Below are 20150 nucleotides of genomic sequence, written 5' to 3'. Positions count from 1 at the left end.
TTGATCAGCCGCTGGGACTGCCGCTCGGACTCGGCGTGGGACCGGTGCCGGTGCCGGGCTTGGCACTCGCGCTCGGCGAGCCGCTCGGACTCGGGCCGGTCGAGCCGTTCTCGCCCGCCGCGGCCTGCGCGTCCTCGGCCCGCTTCAGCGCGGCCTCGAGATCCGCCTGTGCCTTGGCGTACGCCTCCCAGTCGGGCTTCTTCAGGGCCTCCTGGCCCGCGGTGAAGGCCTCCTGGGCGTCCTTCAGCGCCTCCTGGACCGTCGCGTCGCCGGTCGCCGGTGGCGGGTTGGTGGTGTCACCGTCGTCCGCCGGCGGCTTCGGTGTCGCCCCCTCCGTGCCGAAGACCTTGTTGAGGGCCTCGTCGAGGGAGTCCTCGAAGGCGGTGACGCCTCCGTAGGACACCAGCACCTTGCGCAGCAGCGGGTACTTGAGTCCACCACCGCGCACGTAGACCGGCTCCACGTACAGCAGTCCTCCGTCGAGCGGCACCGTCAGCAGGTTGCCGTACTCGACCTCCGAGTCGCCGCCCTTCAGCAGCCTGATGGACTCGGCGATGTCCTGTTCGGAGTTGAACTGGCTCTGCACCTGCTTGGGTCCGTCGACGGTCGTGCTGGTCGGCAGTTTCAGGACTCTGATCTTGCCGTAGCCGGAAGTGCCGGCCTCGGAGTCGACCGCCATGAACGCGCTGAGGTTGTCCCGGCCGTTCGGCGTGAACGTCGTCGTCAGCGAGAACGCCTGCGCCTTCTGGTCGGGCATCTTCATGCTCAGGTAGTACGGCGGCACCGCGTCGTTCGACTGGTTGGTCGGGTCGTTGGGCACCTGCCAGACCTCGCTGCCGCTGAGGAACGTCGTCGCGTCCTTCACGTGGTAGCGGGTGAGCAGTTCGCGCTGGACCTTGAACAGGTCCTGCGGGTACCGGAGATGGGCCATCAGCGCGCCGGAGATCTCCGACTTCTTCTCCACCGTGCCGGGGAAGGCCTTCATCCAGGTCTTCAGGACCGGGTCCTTGGTGTCCCACTGGTAGAGCTTGACCTCGCCGGTGTACGCGTCGACGGTCGCCTTCACCGAGTTGCGGATGTAGTTGACCTGGTTCTGCTGGGCCACCACCGCGCGGTTGTCGTTGGTGGCGGTCAGCGAGTCGGCCGTCGTGTCGCCGAGGGTGGTCCGCGAGGCGTACGGGTAGCCGTTGGTGGTGGTGTACGCGTCGACGATCCACTGCACCCGGTCGCCCACGACCGCCGGGTAGGCGTCGCCGTCGATGGTCAGCCACGGGGCGACCGCCTCGACGCGCTCCTTGGGCGTGCGGTTGTAGAGGATCCTCGAACCCTCGCCGATCGCGCCGGAGTACAGGATCTGCGGCTCGCCGAACGCCACCGCGTACGCCGCCCGGTTGACCGCGCTGGAGAGGTTGACCCCGCTCTTGCCGGTGTAGCTGGTGGTCTTCTCGCCCTGGTCGTCGGAGTAGTCGATCTCCTTCTGGGGACCGCCGACGATCGAGTACGTGGTCGTCTTCTCGCCGTAGTAGATCCGCTGCTCGTACTTGCCGAGCACGCCCTCCGACGGCAGGTTGGACTCGGTGAAGGCCGGACGGCCGTCGGCGTCGGCGGTGGTGCCCTTGGCGGCGACCACGCCGTAGCCGTGGGTGTAGCGGAAGTGGTTGTTGATCCAGTTCTGCTTGTCCACGCCCGCGAGGTTCAGCTCGCGCAGACCGATGACCGTGTCCTGGTCCTGGCCGTTCACGCTGTAGCGGTCCACGTCCAGGTTGGTCGGGAAGGCGTAGTACTTCCGGATCTGCTGGAGCTGCTGGAAGGTCGGCGACACGATGTTCGGGTCCAGGACGCGGATGCTCGCCGCGCCGGCCACGTCGTCGCGCAGCGTCGTCTTGTCCTCGGTCTTGCTCGTCCCCGAGTAGTCGGTGACCTGGGTGCCCTCGATGCCGTAGGCCTCGCGCGTCGCCTTGAGGTTCTTCTCGACGTACGGCGCTTCCTTGGCCTGCTCGTTGGGCTGGACCTGGAACTTCTGGACGATGGCCGGGTACAGGCCGCCGATCAGGATCGCGGAGAGCACCATCAGGCCGAAGCCGATGACGGGCAGCTGCCAGGTGCGCCGCCACAGCGTGGCGAAGAACAGCAGGGCGCAGATGACCGCGATGCAGAACAGGATCGTCTTGGCCGGCAGGTAGGCGTTGGCGTCGACGTAGCGCAGGCCGGTCCAGTTGTCGGTGGCCTTGAAGTCGCTGGACTTCACCGCCAGGCCGTACCGGTCGAGCCAGTACGCGACCGCCTTGAGGGCGACGAAGACGCCCAGCAGCACCGACAGGTGTCCGGTGGCCGCGGCCGTGGCGCGCGCGCCGGGGCTGGTGACGCGCAGCCCGCCGTACAGGTAGTGGGTGAGCGCGGCGGCGATCAGGGAGAGGATCGTGGCGGCGAAGCCGAAGCCGAGCAGGAACCGGTACCAGGGCAGGTCGAAGGCGTAGAAGGACACGTCGAGGTGGAACTGCGGGTCCTTCTGCCCGAAGGACACGCCGTTGACCCACATCAGCCAGGTCCGCCACTGCCCCGACGCCGAGGCGCCGGCGATCAGTCCGACGAGGGCGGTGATGCCGAGCAGCAGCCACTTCTTGTACGGCGCGATCCCCATGCGGTACCGGTCGAGGCTCTGCTGCTCCATCGACATGGCGCTCAGCGGCGGCCGCAGGCGGTGGGCCAGCCAGATGTTGAGCCCGACCGCGAGGGCCATCAGCAGACCGAAGACGAAAAAGAGTCCGATCTTGGTCGACAGGGTGGTCGTGAACACGGAGGAGTAGTCCACCGACCGGTACCAGAGCCAGTCCGTCCAGAACCCGGCGAACATGGTGAACACCATGCCCAGGACGGCAAGCACGCCCAGTGTCATGAGCAGGGTCCGGACCCGCCGGGACGGACGGCCCACTCTGATCCGTGGCCCGGTCGGGCCTCCGCCGCGGTCCGGCATCTGGAAAGCCAAGGTTCGCACCCCGAAGTTCGCTGTTGATCGGTCAGGCCCGCGTCTTCGTGGACCCTCCGTGGCCCCCCGTGATCGCGGGCCCACACCTATGCAACTTACTCACCGTTTACCTGGTTCCCGATTCCGGCCGGGAACGAGGCAGGATTGTGACCATGTCCAACACTCCCATGGCGGCGAGCCCGCTCACCCGGGCCGTACTCGAGATCGACGAGTACGCCTCCGGCCTCGGCTGGGACCAGCCCGCCCGCCTCTTCGCCCTCGTAGACACCGCACGGCTGCGGACCCAGGAACCCGCGCTCGCCGCCCAGCTCGGCCTGGAGGACGCGCCCGAGACCACCGGTCTCACCCCGATCGAGCAGGACGAAGTGCCAACGGACAAGCCGCTCGACGAGTTCCTCGCGACGATCGCCTGGCCCGACTCCGTGGCCGGCTGCGCGCTGACCGTGGAGCGTCTGATGCTGCCCCCGTCCGCCGAGGCGCAGGTCCCGCAGGGGCTGAGCGGAGCGAAGCTGACGCGGTGGGTGGCCGATCACCCCGACCGCCAGGAGGTGCGGATGACGGTGGCGGTGCTGCGCGACGGCACCCGGGACTCGGCCCTGCGGCTGCGCGAGAAGGACTCCCCGACGGAGGTCCTCACCGGTTCGGAACTGGTCCCGGGCCTCGCGGAGGCCCTGTCGGCGACGTTCGAGGAGTAGCCCCCACGGCGTCGCCGCACGGTCCGGCGGACTCCCGGCGCCGCCTCAGGACCTGCCGGCCGTGCACGTCGGCAGGTCGGCGGTGTCGCCGCTGCGGATGTCCTTCAGGGCGCCGAGGGCGTCCTCGATGGTGTTCACCTTGACGAGCGTCAGCCCGCTCGGGGTGTCCTTGGCGGCGGACGCGCAGTTGTCGGCCGGCGTCAGGAAGTACTGCGCGCCCTTGTCGCGGGCGCCGACGGTCTTCAGCTGGATGCCGCCGATCGGGCCGACCTTGCCGTCGTCGTCGATGGTGCCGGTGCCGGCCACGAACTTCCCGCCGGTCAGGCTGCCCGGGGTGAGCTTGTCGTAGATGCCGAGCGCGAACATCAGGCCGGCGCTCGGGCCGCCGACGTCGGCGAGCTTGATGTCGATGGTGAACGGGAACGTGTGGTCGGTGCCGGCGGAGATCCCGACGACGGCCCGCTTCTGCCCGCCGTCGTCGGAGGCCGCCGTCCTGATCGTGACCTTCTGGGTCCTGGTCGCCGTCTTCTGCGCCTTCTCGGCGGCGGCCTGGTCCTTCGCGGGCACGATGGTGAAGACGACGTCCTCGCCGGGCTTGTGCTTCGTCACCAGCTTCGCGACGTCGGCGGGGGCCTTCACCGCCGTACCGTCCACGTCCTTGATCACGTCTCCGGCGTGCAGCCGGCCCTCGGCGGGCGAGTCCTTCACGACGGTGGAGACGATCACCCAGGACCGCACCGGGACGTCCAGCTCCTTCAGGGCGGCGACCTTGGCGCTCTCCTGGGACTGGCTGAACTCCTCGGCGTTCTCCTGGGTGGACTGCTCCTCGGTCTTGCCGTCCGGGTAGAGCGTGTCGTGCGGGACGACCTTGTTGTCGTGCGCCAGCCAGCCGTAGACCGCCTCGACCAGGTTCATCCGGTAGTCGGCGCTGGTCACCCGCACGGTCGTCATGTTGAGGTGACCGTCGGTCGGATAGGTCTTGCGCCCGGCGATCTGGAGCACCGGCTCGCCGCCGTGTTCCCCGAGCGTGTTCACCGTCGGCCCCGGGGACATCTCCGCGTACGGCACGCGGATGAGTACTCCCGCGCACAGGAGCGCGATCAGCATCAGGGTGGAGGCGAGCATCGTCGCGGTGCGGCGTGGCATGACTCGACAGTACGGGACGCCCCTGTCGGCGCACCGTCAGGGCCACCGCCCGGGGCACGGACCTCAGGTGCCCGAGTGGGACCTCTCCATGGCCGCGCGGAAGCGGGCGTAACCGTCCAGCTCGGGGCCGTCGCCGCGGGCTCTGCGCGTGCGGTTGGCCCAACTGCCCCACAGACCCGCGCCGATCGCGGCGAACAGCGGAATCAGCAACCAGGCGAGCGCCCCCATGCGACCTCCCAACCCCACGTGCGACCGCAACTGACTGATCAGCAGATTAACCTTCCGCACTGACAACGCTCATGGCAGGGGTGGGGTTACGCAACCGGACGGGTGGCCGCTCCGGCAGGCCTCGAGCCGCCCTACCGCCCCCCGAGGACGGCGCTACGCGCCGACCCATTCCTCGGTGCCGTCGGAGAACCTCTGGTGCTTCCAGATGGGCACCTCGTGCTTGAGGTCGTCGATCAGCCTGCGGCAGGCCTCGAAGGCCTCGCCGCGGTGCGGACAGGACACGGCGACGACGACCGCGAGATCACCGACCCTGAGGTCCCCCACCCGGTGGACCGCGGCGAGCGCCCGCACCGGGTACTCGGCGACGACCTTCTCCGCGACCCGCCGCATCTCCGCCTCGGCACTGGGATGACTGGAGTACCCGAGGCAGTCCACGTCGGCGCCGCCGTCGTGGTTGCGCACGGTTCCCACGAACAGGGCCGTCCCGCCGGCCGCGTCGTCCCCGACGGCCCGGAAGACCTCGTCCAGGGACAGTGCGCCGTCCCGGATCGCGATCAGCTTGACGGGATCCTGCGCGGCCTGCTCACCGGGGTGATCGTTGCTGGGTGCCATGACTCCATCGTGCCGCACCCCGCGGACAGCGGGAACAGCGGAATCACCCGGCACGCGCGCGCAGAGACGGGAGCCTCCTCCAGGGGTACCCCCGGAGGGCCGGCGGATCCGGCCGCCGCGGCCGCTACCGCCGCCGTGCCTTGCGGGCCCTGCGCACCACGGCGGCGGCGCCGAGCAGAGCGACGGTCGCCCCCGCGGCCCCCGCGGCCGTCGCGTCCTTGCGGCCCAGGCGCCGCCCGGCCACGGTGTGCCGCCCGGAGACCTCCTCCAGCAGCTCCGCCAGCACCTCCTCGTTGGTCCAGCGGGGCCGCCACCCGGCGTCGTGCAGCCGACTTCCGCTCACCACCCACGGATACATCGTGTACGCCAGGTCCCCCGCCGGGGACGGCGTGAGCCCGATCCGGTGCAGCCGGGCCGCCGCGCCGAGCGCGACCGCCGACGGCAGTTCCATCCGCCGGATCCCGCTCAGCTCCTCGACCTCCTCCTGCTCCAGCCATCCGTCGCACCCGACGGCGAGTTCCCCGTCGACCTTCTCCAGGACGGCGTACTCCAGCGCCCCGCACAGGTCCTCGACGTGGCAGAACTGCCAGACCGGCCGCGATCCGGCGACGACCAGCAGCCGGGGCGACTCGAAGTACCGGGTCAGCGCGGTGTCCGTGCCGCCCACCAGCACCGCCGGCCGGACCACGGTGACGTTGAGACCGGGATGCGCGCGCGGGGCGCGGCGGGCGAGCCGCTCGATCTCCAGGAGGTCCCCGACGCCGGTCGCCTCCGCCGTGGCCTTCAGCTCCGCGTCCTCCGACAGCGGCAGCTCATTGTCCGGGAGCGCGCCGTAGACCATCGCGGAGGTGCACAGGACCACGCGGTGCACCCCGGCGGCCGCGGCGGCGGTCAGCACCGTCTGGGTCCCGCGCACGTTGTAGGCCGTTCGGGCGGCGGCTTCGCTCCCCAGGTCGAGATCGAGCGCCAGATGGACGACGACGTCCGCGCCGCGCAGCTTCTCGGCGATCGCCGGGTCGCGGACGTCGAGAATGTGCCACTGCGCCGCGTCGCACTCGCCCCGCCGCTCGTCGATGGCGATGACCTGCTTGATCTCTTCGGACGCGGCGAGCCGCTCGGTCAGCAGCGCGCCCACTCCGGTCGCGGCGCCGGTCACGGCGACGACGGGGCCGCGCGGCCCGCCCGGGGTCGACGGGTTTCGCGCTGCGCGAACCTGCGGATCTGGGGAACTCACCAGGTGTCTCCAGCGGTTGTTTTCCATACGGGCGCGAGTGACGCGTTCGTACCAGGTGGCATCCATCCTGCCGCAGGCCGCGAGTCGGCGGAGCACCGAGGCCCGATCGAGCCCGGGTGTCTACGCTGGGTGGTGTTGCAGGGCAGCCGCGCCGCCGGACCAGAGCCGGTGGCCTTACCAGCCGAGGAACCCCGTGAGTGACACCCCATTCGGATTCGGCCTTCCGCCGGAGGAGCCGGACGACGGCGACGAGGGCAAGAAGAAGGACCCGCAGGGCGGCGGTGGTCAGGGACCGGCCAACCCGTTCGGCTTCGGCGGGCTGCCGGGCGCCGGAGGCTTCGGCGGCCCGGGTGCGGACAACCCCCTCGCCGCCATGTTCGGCTCGCTGAACCCCACCGACCTGGGCGCGGCGTTCCAGCAGCTGGGCCAGATGCTCTCCTACGAGGGCGGCCCGGTGAACTGGGACATGGCCAAGCAGATCGCCCGCCAGACGGTCTCCCAGGGCACCTCCGAGGGCGTCAAGGACGCCAGCGTCGGCCCCGCCGAGCGGACCGCGGTGCAGGAGGCCGTCCGCCTGGCCGACCTGTGGCTGGACGACGCGACGTCACTGCCGTCCGGCGCCGGCACCGCCGTGGCGTGGTCGCGCGCCGAATGGGTCGAGGCGACCCTGCCCGCGTGGAAGGAGCTGGTCGACCCGGTCGCCGAGCGGGTCGGCGCGGCCATGGGCGACGTCCTGCCGGAGGAGATGCAGGCCATGGCGGGCCCGCTGATCGGCATGATGCGCTCGATGGGCGGCGCCATGTTCGGCTCGCAGATCGGGCAGGCGGTGGGCGTGCTCGCGGGCGAGGTCGTCGGTTCGACCGACATCGGCCTGCCTCTCGGTCCGGCCGGCAAGGCCGCGCTGCTGCCGCTGAACATCGAGACGTTCGGCAAGGACCTGGGCGTCCCGAAGGAGGAGGTGCGGCTCTACCTGGCCCTGCGCGAGGCCGCCCACCAGCGGCTGTTCGCGCACGTGCCGTGGCTGCGCTCGCACCTGTTCGGCGCGGTCGACGGCTACGCGCGCGGGATCAAGGTGGACACGGAGAAGCTGGAGGACGTGGTCGGGCAGTTCGATCCGCAGAACCCCGAGCAGCTTCAGGACGCCCTCCAGCAGGGCATGTTCCAGCCGGAGGACACCCCGGAGCAGAAGGCCGCCCTGGCCCGCCTGGAGACGGCTCTGGCGCTGGTGGAGGGCTGGGTCGACGCGGTGGTCCACGCGGCCGCCAAGCCGCGCCTGTCGTCCGCGGACGCGCTGCGCGAGACCCTGCGCCGCCGCCGTGCCACGGGCGGTCCGGCGGAGCAGACCTTCGCGACGCTGATCGGTCTGGAGCTGCGCCCGCGGCGCCTGCGGGACGCGTCCCGGCTGTGGGCCTCGCTGACGGACGCGCGCGGTGTGGACGGCCGTGACGCGCTGTGGGCACACCCGGACATGCTGCCGACGGCCGCCGACCTGGACGACCCGGACGGCTTCGTGCACCGCGAGCAGATGGACTTCTCCGAGTGGGACAAGATGCTCGGCGAGGCGGCGAGCGGCGGCGCGGGTTCCGGCTCGGATTCCGGTTCCGGCTCCGGTTCCGGTTCCGGGGAGAAGCCGCGCCTGAGGAAGGACGACGGCTCCGACGACGGCAAGGGCGACGGCACCGAGTGAGCCTGCACGACGACGCGGTCCTCGCACTGAAGGCGTACGAGGACCAGGAGGACCTGCGTCAGGAGTACCTCGACCACCTGGCGGCGCACCCGGACGGCATGTGGAAGGCCTGCGAGGCCGGGCACCTGACGGCCAGCGCCCTGGTGATCGCCCCCGAGCGGGGGCAGGTGCTGCTGACCCTGCACAGGAAGCTGCGGATGTGGCTCCAGATGGGCGGCCACTGCGAGCCGCAGGACACCTCCCTGACGGCGGCCGCCCTGCGCGAGGCCACCGAGGAGTCCGGCATCCCGGGCCTGACACTGCTGCCGGGCGGCCCGGTCCGGCTGGACCGCCATCCGATCCCGGCGCCGTGCCACTGGCACTTCGACGTCCAGTACGCGGCCCTGGCACCGCCCGGTGCCGTCCAGGCCATCAGCGAGGAGTCCCTCGACCTGCGCTGGTTCCCCTACGACGCGGTCGCGAAGGTGGCGGACGAGTCGGTCGTCCGTCTGCTGGAGGCGGCGCGGACGCGCCTGTGAGGCGGCACGGGCGAGGGGCGGCCGGCTGAGAGTGGCCGCCCCTCGCGTCCGTGCTCCGGACGGTCAGCTCCAGGCGTTGCCCTGGTTCTGCGTCCGTACCCCCTGCTGGCCCATGCCGTACTGCGCGGCGAGGCCGGAGCCGATCTGGGCGTTCTGCGGCGGCAGCAGTTCACTCGGCTGGACGAGCGCGAAGCCGGTTCCCATGAAGCTCAGCTCCCAGCCCTCACCGGTGCTGCCGCGACGCCGCCACACCCCGGAGGAATGCGTCTGCGCCTGCATCTGCACCCGCAGCCCGGTGGACCAGGCGACGATGGCGTCGGCGTCGCAGTTGACGTACTTGTCGGGCGTGACCTGCAGCATCAGGGGCGCGCCCGAGGTCATCAGGGCGACCCGTCCGCGGCCGGTGATGTTGAGCTGGTACTTCCCGGAGCCGGAGATGCCGTAGAGGCTGTCGACGGCGATGACCTCGTGGTGCAGCGCGGAGTCCATGGCGAGGACGTAGCTGCTGTCGACGGTCAGTCCCTCGTGGTCGACCTCCACGACGTGGATGTGCTGGGCGAGGTTGGCGAGGTAGACGACGCCCTGCCCGTGGCAGCGCATCAGGTCCAGGCCCTCGCCGGTCCGCGCACGCGCGCGTGACCGGCTGCTGCTCTGGAACTCCGCGTCGAACTCGACGAGTCCCTGGTAGGCGACCATCGTGCCCTTGCGGGCGAGGAGGTCTTCGCCGCCCTCCAGGGCGACGCGGAGCATCTGCTTGTTCTGCAGGCTCCAGCGTTCCTGGGTCTGCTGGTCGTTGTAGGCGAAAAGCGGGCTCTGCATGGTGACTCTGGCTCCCCCTCAGCCCCGGACCCGAAGGCGGTCGGTGCTGTCCTCGCTGGGCTGGACGACGACGATGCCCTCTCCGGAGAAGGCCATCTGGTAGGCCTCGCCGCTGCCCCGGCCGATCAGCGACTGCGCCTTGAAGCTGCGCTTGCCCTTGACCTTGAGGTTCGGGGACCAGGCGACGAGCGCGTCCGGGTCGACGTAGGTCTCGTTCTCGCCGCCGCCGCAGTCGACGACGATCGGCTTGCCCCGGGAGGTCAGCGCGACCCATCCCTGCCCGGAGATCCTGGTGTTCCACAGGCCCTGTCCGGCGAACTTCGCCATTCCCTTGACCCGCTCGACCCCCCAAGTGAGGTGGGCGTCGAAGGCGAGCAGGTTGGTGGCGTTGACGGAAATGCCGTCGCCGTTGAGGTTGATCACGACGACGTTCGCGCCGTAGTCGGCGAGGTAGAGCAGGCCGTCGCCGGAGCACTTCATCAGGGGCGCGCCCTCGCCGGTCATCCAGTCGCGCGCGATCTGGCGCACGGCCGGCGGGTTGGGCTCGTACTGGATGAAGCCCTCGTAGGCGACCATCGAGCCCACGCGCGCGAGGAGGTCGTTCCCGGTCTGGAGGGCCACCTTCAGCATGTGGTTGCCGTGGTTCTCCATGCGGGCGGTGACGGGTGCGGGGGCATGGCCCGCGAGCGGCTGGTTCATGACGGGCTCCCTCAGACCTCGTACGGCTGGACGACGACGAAATTGCCGGGAGCGGCCCGGAACTGGAGGTTCACGCTCTCTCCCGTGTCGCCCGGATAGGCGTTGCGGCGCATGCGCACCTGGCTCGAGACGACGACCTGGGCCGCGGCCGACCAGGCGACGACGGCGTTGCAGTCGGCGAAGGTCGTCGGTGTGACCGGCAGGACGACGGGCGTGCCGTGCGTCTTGACGACGATGGTGCCGGTGCCCGTGAACTGCATGGTGAACAGGGCGCCGCCGGGGATGCCGTGGCCCTCGATGCGGCGCACCTCGTACTGGAGGCTCTCGTCGAAGGCGAGGACGTTCTCCGCGGAGACGCAGATGCCGTCGCCCTGGAGCTCGATGGGGTGCAGCATCGTGGAGTCCTCGGCGAGGAACACCTGTCCCTGGCCGGTGCAGCGCATCAGCTGCATCTCCTGACCGGTCGCGTTGCCGACGATCCGGCCGGCGAAACCGGCGCCCTTGTAGCTGAAGTCGACCTTGCCCTGGTAGAGCACCATGCTGCCCTGCCGGGCCAGCACGGGCTGGCCGCCGACGCCGAGGTCAACGCGGATCAGCTTCCGGTTCTGCTGTGTCCAGCGCTGCCCGGTGGGCGTCTCCTTGAACTGCTGGAGGGCCGCGGCCACGCCGGCGCCGCCCTGGGGCACGCCCTGCGGGACGCCGTAGGGCTGCTGGCCCGGCACCTGGCCGAACGCGGGCTGCTGTCCGTGGCCGGGCGGCGGGGTCTGCAGCCCGTAGCCCGGCGGCATGGGGGCCTGGGGCGCCTGGGGCTGGCCGTAACCGGGCGGCGGCGGGGCGGTCGGCGCACCGGGCTGACCGTACGGCTGCTGCGGCGGCTGGCCGTACGGGGGCTGCTGGCCGGGCGGTCCGTACGGTGCGGGGGCCGGGGACGGCGGCGGGACCTGCACTCCGCCGGGCGGTGTCATGGGCGCGACGATCGTCGGTGCGGCGTGCACCGGCGGCCGGGGCGCGGCGGGAGACGGGCCGGGCGGCGGGGCGAAGCCCTGGGCCGCGGGCTGCGGCTGCTGCGGGGCGGGGGCCGGAGCGGGTGCGGACGGGGCGCCGAACGCGGGCGGCGCGGACGCCTGGGCGGGCGGGGCGAAGCCGGGAACGGCACCGGACTGCGGCTGAGGCGCGGCGGCGGGCGCCTCTTCCTCGGCGACCTCGCCGCCGAAGTTCTTCAGCAGCGCGTCCAGGCCGCCGTCGAAGCCCTGCCCGACGGCGGCGAAGCGCCACACGTCCTTGAGGTAGAAGTCGCCCAGCATCACGGCGCGCTCGGTGGAGAACTCCGAACCGTCGAAGGAGTAGCGGGCCACCTCCTGGCCGCCCGCGACGATCCGCAGGTAGCCGGGGGCGATCTGCGACATCTGGCCGGCGCCGTCGAGGGTCGCGGTGAAGGACAGCTTCCGGATCTGCGGGGGGATCCGGTCCAGGGTGACGCGGAAGGACTCCGTGTCGCCCGCCTGGGCGCCCAGGAGCTGGACCGCCTCCTCGGGGGTCTTCGGCTGGTTGAAGAAGACGAAGTACCGGTCGTCCGAGAGCCGCTCGTCGGCGTCGAGGCCGAAGCAGCTGATGTCGAAGGTCAGACCGGGACCGGAGATCTGCACGCCTACGTACAGATCCGTGCCCGCGGTGAGGTCACTGATCCTGGCCTTGTGGCCGCGTTGGAATTCCCTGGACATGCGTAACGCCGTCCCCCGTCCCGATTGCGAGTGCGTCGCGTCAGGCTAACGGCAAACCCGGACATCGGACGATGTCGGTACAGACCCGGTACACAACCCGCGCGGGACGGCTCCGGCACGTCCCGCGCGCAAAGGCTCACTCCCCGCGGGTTCCGGGCGGGCGGGGCAGCCGCTCGGCCGCGACCACCCCCTCCAGGTAGCCGCGGGCCCGCTCGGTGCGCGGGTACGCCTCCAGCAGCCGCCAGAAGTCGGGGCCGTGGCCGGGCACCAGCAGATGCGCCAGCTCGTGCAGGAGCACGTAGTCGACGACGTACTCCGGCATGCCCTTGAGCCGGTGCGACAGGCGGATGCTGCCCTCCGCGGGGGTGCACGAGCCCCAGCGGGTGTTCTGGTTGGTGACCCAGCGCACCGTCGCGGGCCGGGCCCGGCCCGCGAAGTACTGGGCCGACAGCCGCTCGGCGCGTTCGGCCAGTTCGGCGTCGCCGGGGGCGCGCCGGCGGCTCTCCTGGGCGGCGAGCTTGTCGAGCATGACGCTCACCCAGCGTTGCTCCTCGGCCTCGGACATCCGGGCGGGGATGAGGACGACGGTGCGATCGCCCTCGCGGTAGGCGGAGACCGTGCGGCGCCGGCGGGCGCTCCTGCGGACCTCGATCGCGCTCGCCCACGAGCCGCCCGGCGGCTGGCTCGTCGTGCTGCGCTGTGGCGTTCCGGCACGGTGCGGTGGGTCGGCGGGCACGCCCCGACGTTACCCGCTGCGCACGGGGGAAGTCCCGACTCCGGGACGGTTCGGTTTCGATCCCGAGCCCCGTGTTTGCCCCGTACGACGGATTCGTACGACGAATCCCGTTCCCTGTGGACAACTTTCGGCGCCCTCCGGCGCCGCCGGGCATGCTGGCGGTCGTCGGCGGAGCCAGGTCGTCCCATGGCCCCGCTCCGCCGGCGTACGGGGAGATTCCAGGCGGACGGGGGCCTTCGATGCATCCGATGGTGAAGCCCGCGCTGCGGCGCGGCTGGCGTGACCTGAACACCGTGCAGTTCGGGCTGGCCCCGGCGCACGCGCTGACGCTCGGCCCGGTGGACACGGCGACGGGCAGTTTCCTGGACCTGCTGGACGGCACCCGCGGGCTCCCCCTCCTGCGGGAGGAGGGGCGCCGCATGGACCTGCCGGACGGGCACGTGGACCAGTTGGTGCGGCGGCTGGCGCGGGCTGGTCTGCTCGACGACGCACGCGGGGGCGGGACGGAGGGAGCCGCCCTGCGGGAGAACAAGGACGTCATGGAGCGGCTGCGCCCGGACCTCGCGTCGCTGTCGCTGACCACGTCGGAACCGGGCGAGGCCATCGAGCACCTGGCCGCCCGGCGTCGGCTGCGCGTGCAGGTGCGGGGCGCGGGGCGGGTGGGCGCCGTGGTGGCCTCGCTGCTCTCGGGAGCCGGGGTGGGTGAGGTGGACGTGCGCGACGGCGGCGTGGTGGAGCCGGGGGACGTCGCCCCGGGCGGGCTGCCCGCCGAGGCGGTCGGTGAGCGCCGGGACGAGTCCGCCCGCCGTTCGGTGCGCCGGGCCGCACCGGGCCGGCCGCCCCGCAGGAGCACCCGCTCACCCGCCGGGACGGACGTGCCCGGTTTCTCCCTGGTGGTCCTCGCCCCGAGGGACGACGTGTCCGTGCACGCTCCGGCCCCGTCGGAGACGGAGTCCTTGATCGCCTCGGGCACACCGCATCTCCACGCCGGGGTGGTGGAGGCGACCGGAGCGGTGGGCCCGCTCGTCCTGCCGGGTGAGACGGCCTGCGCGGGGTGCCTTCACCGATCGCGTACCGACCGGGACCCGGCCTGGCCCCGGCTGGTCGCGCAGTGGCACTCCGGGACGCGGCGCGCCGTCAGCGCCTGCGACCTGACGCTGGCCACCACGGTCGCGGGGCTGGCGGCGGCGCATGCGCTGGCCTTTCTCGACGGGACGCTCCCCTCCAGCGCGGGCGCCCGCTGGGAGGTGTCCGTGCCGGCCCTCCAGTGGCACGCGCGACCGGTGTGGGCGCACCCCGCATGCCCGTGCGGGGCGGCGGAGAAAGGTAATGAGGAACACACCTTCTCCGAGGACGCGGAGTCGCGCGCGACAATGGCGGAGCAACGGCATTCGAAGGAGTTACGCCGTACGGCAGACGCGGCGCGGCTTTCTGGGACCTGGAGGGCGCATGTCTGATCTTCCCCGGAAGGCGGTCACCCGGACCGCCAAGCTCGCCGCGCTCCCGCTCGGCATCGCGGGCCGGGCCACCTGGGGCCTGGGCAAGAGGATCGTGGGCGAGTCCGCGGAGATCGTCGGCCGTGAGCTGCAACAGCGCACCGCGGAGCAGTTGTTCAAGGTCCTGGGCGAGTTGAAGGGGGGTGCGATGAAGTTCGGGCAGGCCCTGTCCGTCTTCGAGTCCGCCCTGCCCGAGGAGGTCGCCGGCCCCTACCGCGCGGCCCTCACCAAGCTCCAGGAAGCGGCGCCGCCCATGCCGACCCGCACGATGCACTCCGTGCTCGCGGAGCGGCTCGGCGAGGACTGGCCCGAACTGTTCCTCACGTTCGACGACAAGCCCGCCGCGGCCGCCTCGATCGGCCAGGTGCACCGTGCGGTCTGGCACGACGGGCGGGAGGTGGCGGTCAAGGTCCAGTACCCCGGCGCGGGCGAGGCCCTGCTGTCGGACCTGAACCAGCTGAGTCGCTTCGCCAAGCTGCTGGGTCCCCTCATCCCCGGCATGGACGTCAAGCCGCTGATCGCCGAACTGCGGGACCGGGTCTCGGAGGAGCTGGACTACGGGCTGGAGGCGCAGGCGCAGCAGGCCCACGCGGAGGAGTTCGCCGGTGATCCCGATGTCGTGGTCCCGGCGGTGGTCCACCAGTGCGACCAGGTCCTGGTCACGGAGTGGATCGACGGCGTCCCCCTGTCCGAGGTGATCTCCGCCGGCACCCCCGAGCAGCGCAACCGCGCCGGCCAGTTGCTGTCGCGGTTCCTCTTCTCCGGGCCGGCCCGCACCGGCCTGCTGCACGCGGACCCGCACCCCGGCAACTTCCGTCTCGTGCCCGGTGGCCCGGAGGGCGAGGACGACTGGCGCCTGGGCGTCCTGGACTTCGGCACCGTCGACCGGCTCCCGGGCGGTCTGCCCGAGCCGATCGGCACCTCCCTGCGCATGACCCTCGACGGCGAGGCGGGAGCGGTCTACGAGCTGCTGCGCGAGGAGGGCTTCGTCAAGGAGTCCGTCGCGCTGGAGCCCGACGCCGTCCTCGACTACCTCCTGCCGATCATCGAACCGGCGGTGGTCGACGAGTTCACGTTCACGCGCGAATGGATGCGCCGGCAGGCGGCCCGGGTCGCCGACCCGCGCTCCCCCGCCTACCAGCTGGGCAGGCAACTCAACCTTCCTCCGGCCTACCTGCTGATCCACCGGGTGACGCTCAGCACGATCGGTGTGCTGTGCCAGCTCGGTGCGACGGTGCGACTGCGGGAGGAACTGGAGGAGTGGCTTCCGGGATTCCTCGCCGACGAGGGCCCGGAGGCGGAGAAGTCGGTCGCCGAGGCGTGAGCGGCCGCCGGGGACGGCGGATCGTGCGCCCGGACCGGCCGGCCCTCGGCCGGCGCCGCCGGATCCTGCGGCACAACGCGCCGCGGGGGCCGGTCCGTTCGGACGGACCGGCCCCCGCGGGGAGAGCTTCGCCTCCCTGCCGGGAGGCCACCGCTTCAGGTGAGAAGGGTCACTGCATCACGGCCATGGCGAGCGCCCGGCGAGCACGCAGCGAGGCGCGCTCGGCCCGACGCTGCATCCGGCGAGCGGTCACCAGGCGCACGGCCCGGCGTTCCTGCTCGGCCGCCCGCAGCCGGTCGTGCATATGCGCACGAGCCAGGGCTTCTGGGATGAGTTGCATCTCGCGAGTCCTGTTCTGGCGCGAGTCGTTCGCGCCGGTGGTGGTGACGTCTTGGGTCGCGGAGCCTGCGGGCTCGCTGGTGGACGGCTTCATCGGGGCCTGCTTCTTGGGGTCGTGCGTGACGGGACGGTCGATCGTTCCTGCGATGGTGTTCATGCCGTGACCGGGTTCTTGCGCGGGCGGCCACGGGGCCGCTTCCGGGCGACGACGACACCCTGGACGAACAGCTCGCCACCCCAGACGCCCCAGGGCTCACGCCGCTCCTTGGCACCGGCGAGGCAGGCCTCGACCAGCGGGCAGGTGCGGCAGAGGGACTTGGCGTACTCCACGTCCGCGGGCGACTCGGCGAAGAAGACCTCCGGGTCGTAGGAGTGGCATGGGACGGGCACGCCGAGGTTCTCGATGGCGTCGTCGAGCGCGGTGAGCGCCGTGAGCGGGATCAAGGTGGAGTCCTCCGTGAGGCCGGGCGGGGGGATCGTTTCGGAAGGCGGTACGGACGGGGCGTGCGCTTCGAGTTGCACGGGTCGTCTTCCTCGTCTGGTCGTTCCGGCCGTGTTGGGCCGGGGGCGGCTTGGTACCGGGTTCTTTTCTTGTCCCGAGGCCCCTTCGCTCTGTCGTCCCCGGTCGGGGACAAACAGAAGGGCCGCGGATCCCGGGTGGGGTTCCGCGGCCCTGAAGGCGCCGGCCTGATCGACGATCAGGCTGGATCACTCCAGGGTTCTGGCCCACGGAAGGCCCACATCAGGTGGTGCTGCGTCGTCTGCTTCCGGGCTCCGGCACCGGTCGCCGTAAAGGCATAGGCCTTCGCCTGTGCCTTTACTGCCGCTTCCAGTGCCTTGGTCGGTCGCTCGCTGCGACCACGGGCGACAAGACCCGCGGGGGCAACGGAGAGGGAGGCCGGCCGATCGGCACGAATGCCGGACAGACCGGTGCCCAGGTTCGAGGCGCCGAGAATGCACGTGGAGACGTTCGAGCGGTCGGTCAGTTTGGCGGTGCTGACGGAGTTGGTGTTGATGATGATCACTGGAAGCGCCTCCTCTCGGCGTCTCGGGGGACCAGGACGAACCGGTCCGACGGATATGAAAGTAGAGCACGGAACCGGGGCCTCGGAGAAGGCCTCTGTTCTCGTGCCTAAGAACCTATGGGGATTCCCGGGGCATGCGCAAACTATTTTTCCGACGAGTTCGGATCAGTCGTCGCCGTCCTCCGCCGCCAGGTCCTGGCCTGCGCAGATGGCCAGGACATCGGTTCCGTAGCGGTTGAGCTTGCGCGTGCCGACGCCCGGGATCCGCGCGAGTTCGCCCGGTTCCTCGGGGGCGGTCTCGGCGATCGCGATCAGCGTCTTGTCCGTGAAGACGCAGAACGCGGGCTGCCCGGACCGCCGGGCCTGGACCGCGCGCCAGGACCGCAACCGCTCGTAGAGCCCCTCGTCCATGTCGGAGGGGCAGTCCTCGCAGCGCATCAGCTTCATCTCGCCGCCGTCGGTCAGGGTGCGCCCGCACATCCGGCAACGGGCCGGAGTCCGCTGGGTCCGGCGTGGCCCGGCCGCCACACCCGTGGCCGCGCTCCCGAAACCGCGCTCGACGCCCCCGGCGCCGGCTCCGGCGCCGCGTCCGGACGCGCTGCCCGAGCCGGGGCGCAGTCCGTCGAGGAACCGGCTGGGCCGGCGGTTCGGGCGGCCGCCCGGCGAACGGCAGAGCGCCCAGGAGACGTGGAGGCGCTCACGGGCCCGGGTGACGCCGACGTAGAGCAGGCGACGCTCCTCCTCGATCTGCTCGTCGGTGCGCGCGTAGGTGATCGGCATCATGCCCTCGGCGACGCCGACCAGGAAGACGACGTCCCACTCCAGGCCCTTCGCCGAGTGCAGGGAGGCGAGGGTGACGCCCTGGACCGTCGGGGCGTGCTGGGCGCCCGCGCGCTCGTCGAGTTCGGCGATCAGGTCGGCGAGGGTCGCGTCCGCCCGGGCGGCGGTGAAGTCCTGCGCCAGGTGCACCAGGGCGGCCAGCGACTCCCAGCGCTCCCGGACGGCACCGGAACCGGCCGGCGGCTGGGGCGTCCAGTTCTCGCCGGACAGGACCGCGCGCACCTGGGAGGGCAGGTCGACGACGTCCTCGAGGAGGGCGTCGTTGCCGCCGAAGCGGGCGGCGGCGCGCAGCGCGTTGATCGCCTTGCGCACCTCGGGGCGGTCGAAGAACCGCTCGGCGCCGCGCAGCTGGTAGGGGATGCCGGCGTCGGCGAGGGCCTGCTCGTAGGTCTCGGACTGGGCGTTGGTGCGGAACAGGACGGCGATCTCGGCGGGCTGGACGCCGACGGCCAGCAGCTCGCGGATGCGGCGGGCCGCACCCTCGGCCTCGGTGGGCTCGTCGGTGTACTCGGCGTAGACGGGTTCGGGTCCCGGTGCGCGCTGGGAGATCAGCTCCAGGCGGTGGTCGGCGGCCCGGCCGCGGGCCTGGGCCAGCAGACCGTTGGCGAGGTGGACGACCTGGGGGGTGGAGCGGTAGTCGCGGACCAGTTTGACGACGGTGGCCCCCGGATGGCGGGTACGGAAGTCGAGGAGGTGGTCCGGGGTGGCGCCGGTGAACGAGTAGATCGTCTGGCTGGCGTCACCGACCACGCACAGGGAGTCCCGGTCGCCGAGCCACAGTTCCAGCAGCCGCTGCTGGAGGGGGCTGACGTCCTGGTACTCGTCGACCACGAAGTGCTGGTACTGGGCGCGGACCTGCTCGGCGATGTCCTGTCGGTCCTGGAGGACGGCGACGGTCAGCAGGAGCACGTCCTCGAAGTCGATGACGCCGCGCTCGCGCTTGAGGTCCTCGTAGGCCGCGTACAGCTGGGCGATCTCGGCGGGCGCGCGGGGCGTATCGCGGCCGGCCCCGGCGGCGGCCGCCGGGTAGTCGGCGGGGACGGTCTGGGTGACCTTGCACCACTCGATCTCCGCGGTGGTGTCCCGCAGCTCACCCCGGTCCAGGCGGATGCGGCAGGCGGCTGCCGCGTCGGCGACGAGCTGGACCTTGCGGTCGACGAGGCGGGGCAGCGAACCACCGATCGCTTTCGGCCAGAAATACTGCAGCTGCCGCAGGGCCGCGGAGTGGAAGGTGCGGGCCTGCACGCCCTGGGCACCGAGCTGACGCAGCCGCCCGCGCATCTCTCCGGCGGCGCGGTTGGTGAACGTGACGGCGAGGACGCTGGAGGGGTGCAGGACACCGGCGCGCACACCGTAGGCGATGCGGTGGGTGATCGCCCGCGTCTTGCCGGTACCGGCTCCGGCCAGCACGCACACCGGCCCGTGCAGGGCGGTGGCCACCTCGCGCTGCTCGGGGTCGAGCCCTTCGAGCACCGCGTCGGCCGAGTCCGGTACCTGCGGGAAGAGGGTGGAGTGCGTTGCTGCTGTCACACAGCCATGCTGCCAGGTCGCCGGAGACGCGTGAGCAGGTTGTCCACAGGGGGGCACCGGCAGTCGTACTGATGCGATGAGCGGATGCGGCGAGCCGACGCGGTGAGGGTCACCGTCCGCACGGCGCGGGAATGGTGCGCCGTGCGCGTGCGTTCTCCCCCTGCGACCACCTGTTACCCCGGACCCGCCGAAGGAGCACGAGAGACATGCTGGGCACTGTGACGATGTACAGCACCACGTGGTGCGGTTACTGCCAGCGGCTGAAGAAGCAGCTGGAGCGCGAGGGCATCGCGTACACCGAGATCAACATCGAGCAGGACCCGGAGTCCGCGGCGTTCGTGGAGAAGGCGAATGGCGGAAACCAGACGGTGCCGACGGTGCTGTTCGGCGACGGTTCAACGCTGACGAACCCCTCGCTGGCACAGGTCAAGCAGAAGATCGGCGCGTAGCCCGCCGGACGCCTCGGCGGTACGGCGAAAGCGGAGAGGGCGGTCCCTGGGTCTCAGGGGCCGCCC

General features: G+C 71.6%; 19 protein-coding genes. 6 read left to right on the top strand and 13 right to left on the bottom strand.

What is annotated here, in order from left to right; all coding sequences use genetic code 11:
- Positions 1–4: 4 nt before the first annotated feature.
- A complete protein-coding gene (locus ACF09K_RS03680; RefSeq protein ID WP_392241031.1) occupies positions 5–2974 on the bottom strand; it encodes a UPF0182 family protein in 2970 nt (989 codons plus the stop codon).
- 164 nt (positions 2975–3138) lie between these two features.
- Here ACF09K_RS03680 and ACF09K_RS03675 point away from each other — a divergent pair, with 164 nt between their 5' ends.
- Positions 3139–3681 (top strand): PPA1309 family protein, encoded by a 543-nt coding sequence (locus ACF09K_RS03675; protein WP_392240816.1) that lies wholly within the window; start codon positions 3139–3141, stop codon positions 3679–3681.
- A 45-nt stretch (positions 3682–3726) separates the two neighbouring features.
- Here ACF09K_RS03675 and ACF09K_RS03670 read toward each other — a convergent pair whose 3' ends face one another.
- From ACF09K_RS03670 to ACF09K_RS03655, 4 genes are all read right to left on the bottom strand, one after another.
- Positions 3727–4827, bottom strand: a complete 1101-nt coding sequence (locus ACF09K_RS03670) for a PDZ domain-containing protein (protein WP_392240815.1) — start codon at positions 4825–4827, stop codon at positions 3727–3729.
- A 63-nt stretch (positions 4828–4890) separates the two neighbouring features.
- Positions 4891–5055, bottom strand: coding sequence for a hypothetical protein (locus ACF09K_RS03665; RefSeq protein WP_392240814.1), 165 nt, complete (start codon positions 5053–5055; stop codon positions 4891–4893).
- Positions 5056–5208: 153 nt separating this feature from the next.
- Positions 5209–5667 (bottom strand): molybdenum cofactor biosynthesis protein MoaE, encoded by a 459-nt coding sequence (locus ACF09K_RS03660; RefSeq protein ID WP_392240813.1) that lies wholly within the window; start codon positions 5665–5667, stop codon positions 5209–5211.
- Between the two features lie 124 nt (positions 5668–5791).
- A complete protein-coding gene (locus ACF09K_RS03655; protein WP_392240812.1) occupies positions 5792–6901 on the bottom strand; it encodes an SDR family oxidoreductase in 1110 nt (369 codons plus the stop codon).
- A 193-nt stretch (positions 6902–7094) separates the two neighbouring features.
- On the opposite strand from ACF09K_RS03655, the gene ACF09K_RS03650 reads away from it, so the two are divergent.
- A complete protein-coding gene (locus tag ACF09K_RS03650) occupies positions 7095–8588 on the top strand; it encodes a zinc-dependent metalloprotease (RefSeq protein WP_392240811.1) in 1494 nt (497 codons plus the stop codon).
- Positions 8585–9106: an NUDIX hydrolase gene (locus tag ACF09K_RS03645; protein ID WP_392240810.1), complete on the top strand. Its 522-nt coding sequence runs from the start codon at positions 8585–8587 to the stop codon at positions 9104–9106. The genes ACF09K_RS03650 and ACF09K_RS03645 overlap by 4 nt, the downstream gene beginning before the upstream one ends.
- Positions 9107–9169: 63 nt before the next feature.
- Here ACF09K_RS03645 and ACF09K_RS03640 read toward each other — a convergent pair whose 3' ends face one another.
- From ACF09K_RS03640 to ACF09K_RS03625, 4 genes are all read right to left on the bottom strand, one after another.
- Complete coding sequence (locus tag ACF09K_RS03640) at positions 9170–9925, bottom strand: AIM24 family protein (protein ID WP_392240809.1); 756 nt, start codon at positions 9923–9925, stop codon at positions 9170–9172.
- Between the two features lie 18 nt (positions 9926–9943).
- On the bottom strand, positions 9944–10624 hold the full coding sequence (locus ACF09K_RS03635; protein ID WP_392240808.1) for an AIM24 family protein: 681 nt from the start codon (positions 10622–10624) through the stop codon (positions 9944–9946).
- Positions 10625–10635: 11 nt separating this feature from the next.
- On the bottom strand, positions 10636–12345 hold the full coding sequence (locus ACF09K_RS03630; protein ID WP_392240807.1) for a TerD family protein: 1710 nt from the start codon (positions 12343–12345) through the stop codon (positions 10636–10638).
- A 136-nt stretch (positions 12346–12481) separates the two neighbouring features.
- Positions 12482–13081 carry a M48 family metallopeptidase gene (locus tag ACF09K_RS03625; protein WP_392240806.1) on the bottom strand — a complete coding sequence of 200 codons (600 nt, stop codon included), beginning with the start codon at positions 13079–13081 and terminating at the stop codon, positions 12482–12484.
- A gap of 239 nt (positions 13082–13320) precedes the next feature.
- On the opposite strand from ACF09K_RS03625, the gene ACF09K_RS03620 reads away from it, so the two are divergent.
- On the top strand, positions 13321–14538 hold the full coding sequence (locus ACF09K_RS03620; RefSeq protein WP_392240805.1) for a TOMM precursor leader peptide-binding protein: 1218 nt from the start codon (positions 13321–13323) through the stop codon (positions 14536–14538).
- Positions 14531–15901: an ABC1 kinase family protein gene (locus tag ACF09K_RS03615; protein ID WP_392240804.1), complete on the top strand. Its 1371-nt coding sequence runs from the start codon at positions 14531–14533 to the stop codon at positions 15899–15901. Before ACF09K_RS03620 ends, ACF09K_RS03615 begins: the two co-directional genes overlap by 8 nt.
- A gap of 169 nt (positions 15902–16070) precedes the next feature.
- Here ACF09K_RS03615 and ACF09K_RS03610 read toward each other — a convergent pair whose 3' ends face one another.
- The 4 genes from ACF09K_RS03610 to ACF09K_RS03595 all read right to left on the bottom strand — a co-directional run bounded on the left by ACF09K_RS03610 (position 16071) and on the right by ACF09K_RS03595 (position 19635).
- Positions 16071–16397: a hypothetical protein gene (locus ACF09K_RS03610; RefSeq protein ID WP_392240803.1), complete on the bottom strand. Its 327-nt coding sequence runs from the start codon at positions 16395–16397 to the stop codon at positions 16071–16073.
- Entirely contained in the window at positions 16394–16762 is a 369-nt protein-coding gene (locus ACF09K_RS03605; protein WP_392240802.1) for a WhiB family transcriptional regulator, read from the bottom strand. Before ACF09K_RS03605 ends, ACF09K_RS03610 begins: the two co-directional genes overlap by 4 nt.
- Before the next feature lie 176 nt (positions 16763–16938).
- Positions 16939–17265 (bottom strand): hypothetical protein, encoded by a 327-nt coding sequence (locus ACF09K_RS03600; protein ID WP_392240801.1) that lies wholly within the window; start codon positions 17263–17265, stop codon positions 16939–16941.
- Between the two features lie 165 nt (positions 17266–17430).
- Positions 17431–19635 (bottom strand): ATP-dependent DNA helicase UvrD2, encoded by a 2205-nt coding sequence (locus ACF09K_RS03595; protein WP_392240800.1) that lies wholly within the window; start codon positions 19633–19635, stop codon positions 17431–17433.
- Between the two features lie 206 nt (positions 19636–19841).
- On the opposite strand from ACF09K_RS03595, the gene ACF09K_RS03590 reads away from it, so the two are divergent.
- A complete protein-coding gene (locus ACF09K_RS03590) occupies positions 19842–20084 on the top strand; it encodes a mycoredoxin (protein ID WP_392240799.1) in 243 nt (80 codons plus the stop codon).
- The last annotated feature ends 66 nt before the right edge of the window (positions 20085–20150 follow it).

It is taken from the genome of Streptomyces sp. NPDC014882 (assembly GCF_043081325.1).
Lineage (GTDB): Bacteria > Actinomycetota > Actinomycetes > Streptomycetales > Streptomycetaceae > Streptomyces.
This window is presented reverse-complemented; position numbering and strand designations above follow the sequence as displayed.

Bases quoted from the DNA above. Each gene is read 5' to 3' on its own strand.
- ACF09K_RS03680 (WP_392241031.1), bottom strand. From the start codon at position 2,974: ATGCCGGACCGCGGCGGAGGCCCGACCGGGCCACGGATCAGAGTGGGC.
- ACF09K_RS03675 (WP_392240816.1), top strand. From the start codon at position 3,139: ATGTCCAACACTCCCATGGCGGCGAGCCCGCTCACCCGGGCCGTACTC.
- ACF09K_RS03670 (WP_392240815.1), bottom strand. From the start codon at position 4,827: ATGCCACGCCGCACCGCGACGATGCTCGCCTCCACCCTGATGCTGATC.
- ACF09K_RS03665 (WP_392240814.1), bottom strand. From the start codon at position 5,055: ATGGGGGCGCTCGCCTGGTTGCTGATTCCGCTGTTCGCCGCGATCGGC.
- ACF09K_RS03660 (WP_392240813.1), bottom strand. From the start codon at position 5,667: ATGGCACCCAGCAACGATCACCCCGGTGAGCAGGCCGCGCAGGATCCC.
- ACF09K_RS03640 (WP_392240809.1), bottom strand. From the start codon at position 9,925: ATGCAGAGCCCGCTTTTCGCCTACAACGACCAGCAGACCCAGGAACGC.
- ACF09K_RS03635 (WP_392240808.1), bottom strand. From the start codon at position 10,624: ATGAACCAGCCGCTCGCGGGCCATGCCCCCGCACCCGTCACCGCCCGC.
- ACF09K_RS03630 (WP_392240807.1), bottom strand. From the start codon at position 12,345: ATGTCCAGGGAATTCCAACGCGGCCACAAGGCCAGGATCAGTGACCTC.
- ACF09K_RS03620 (WP_392240805.1), top strand. From the start codon at position 13,321: ATGCATCCGATGGTGAAGCCCGCGCTGCGGCGCGGCTGGCGTGACCTG.
- ACF09K_RS03615 (WP_392240804.1), top strand. From the start codon at position 14,531: ATGTCTGATCTTCCCCGGAAGGCGGTCACCCGGACCGCCAAGCTCGCC.
- ACF09K_RS03610 (WP_392240803.1), bottom strand. From the start codon at position 16,397: ATGAACACCATCGCAGGAACGATCGACCGTCCCGTCACGCACGACCCC.
- ACF09K_RS03590 (WP_392240799.1), top strand. From the start codon at position 19,842: ATGCTGGGCACTGTGACGATGTACAGCACCACGTGGTGCGGTTACTGC.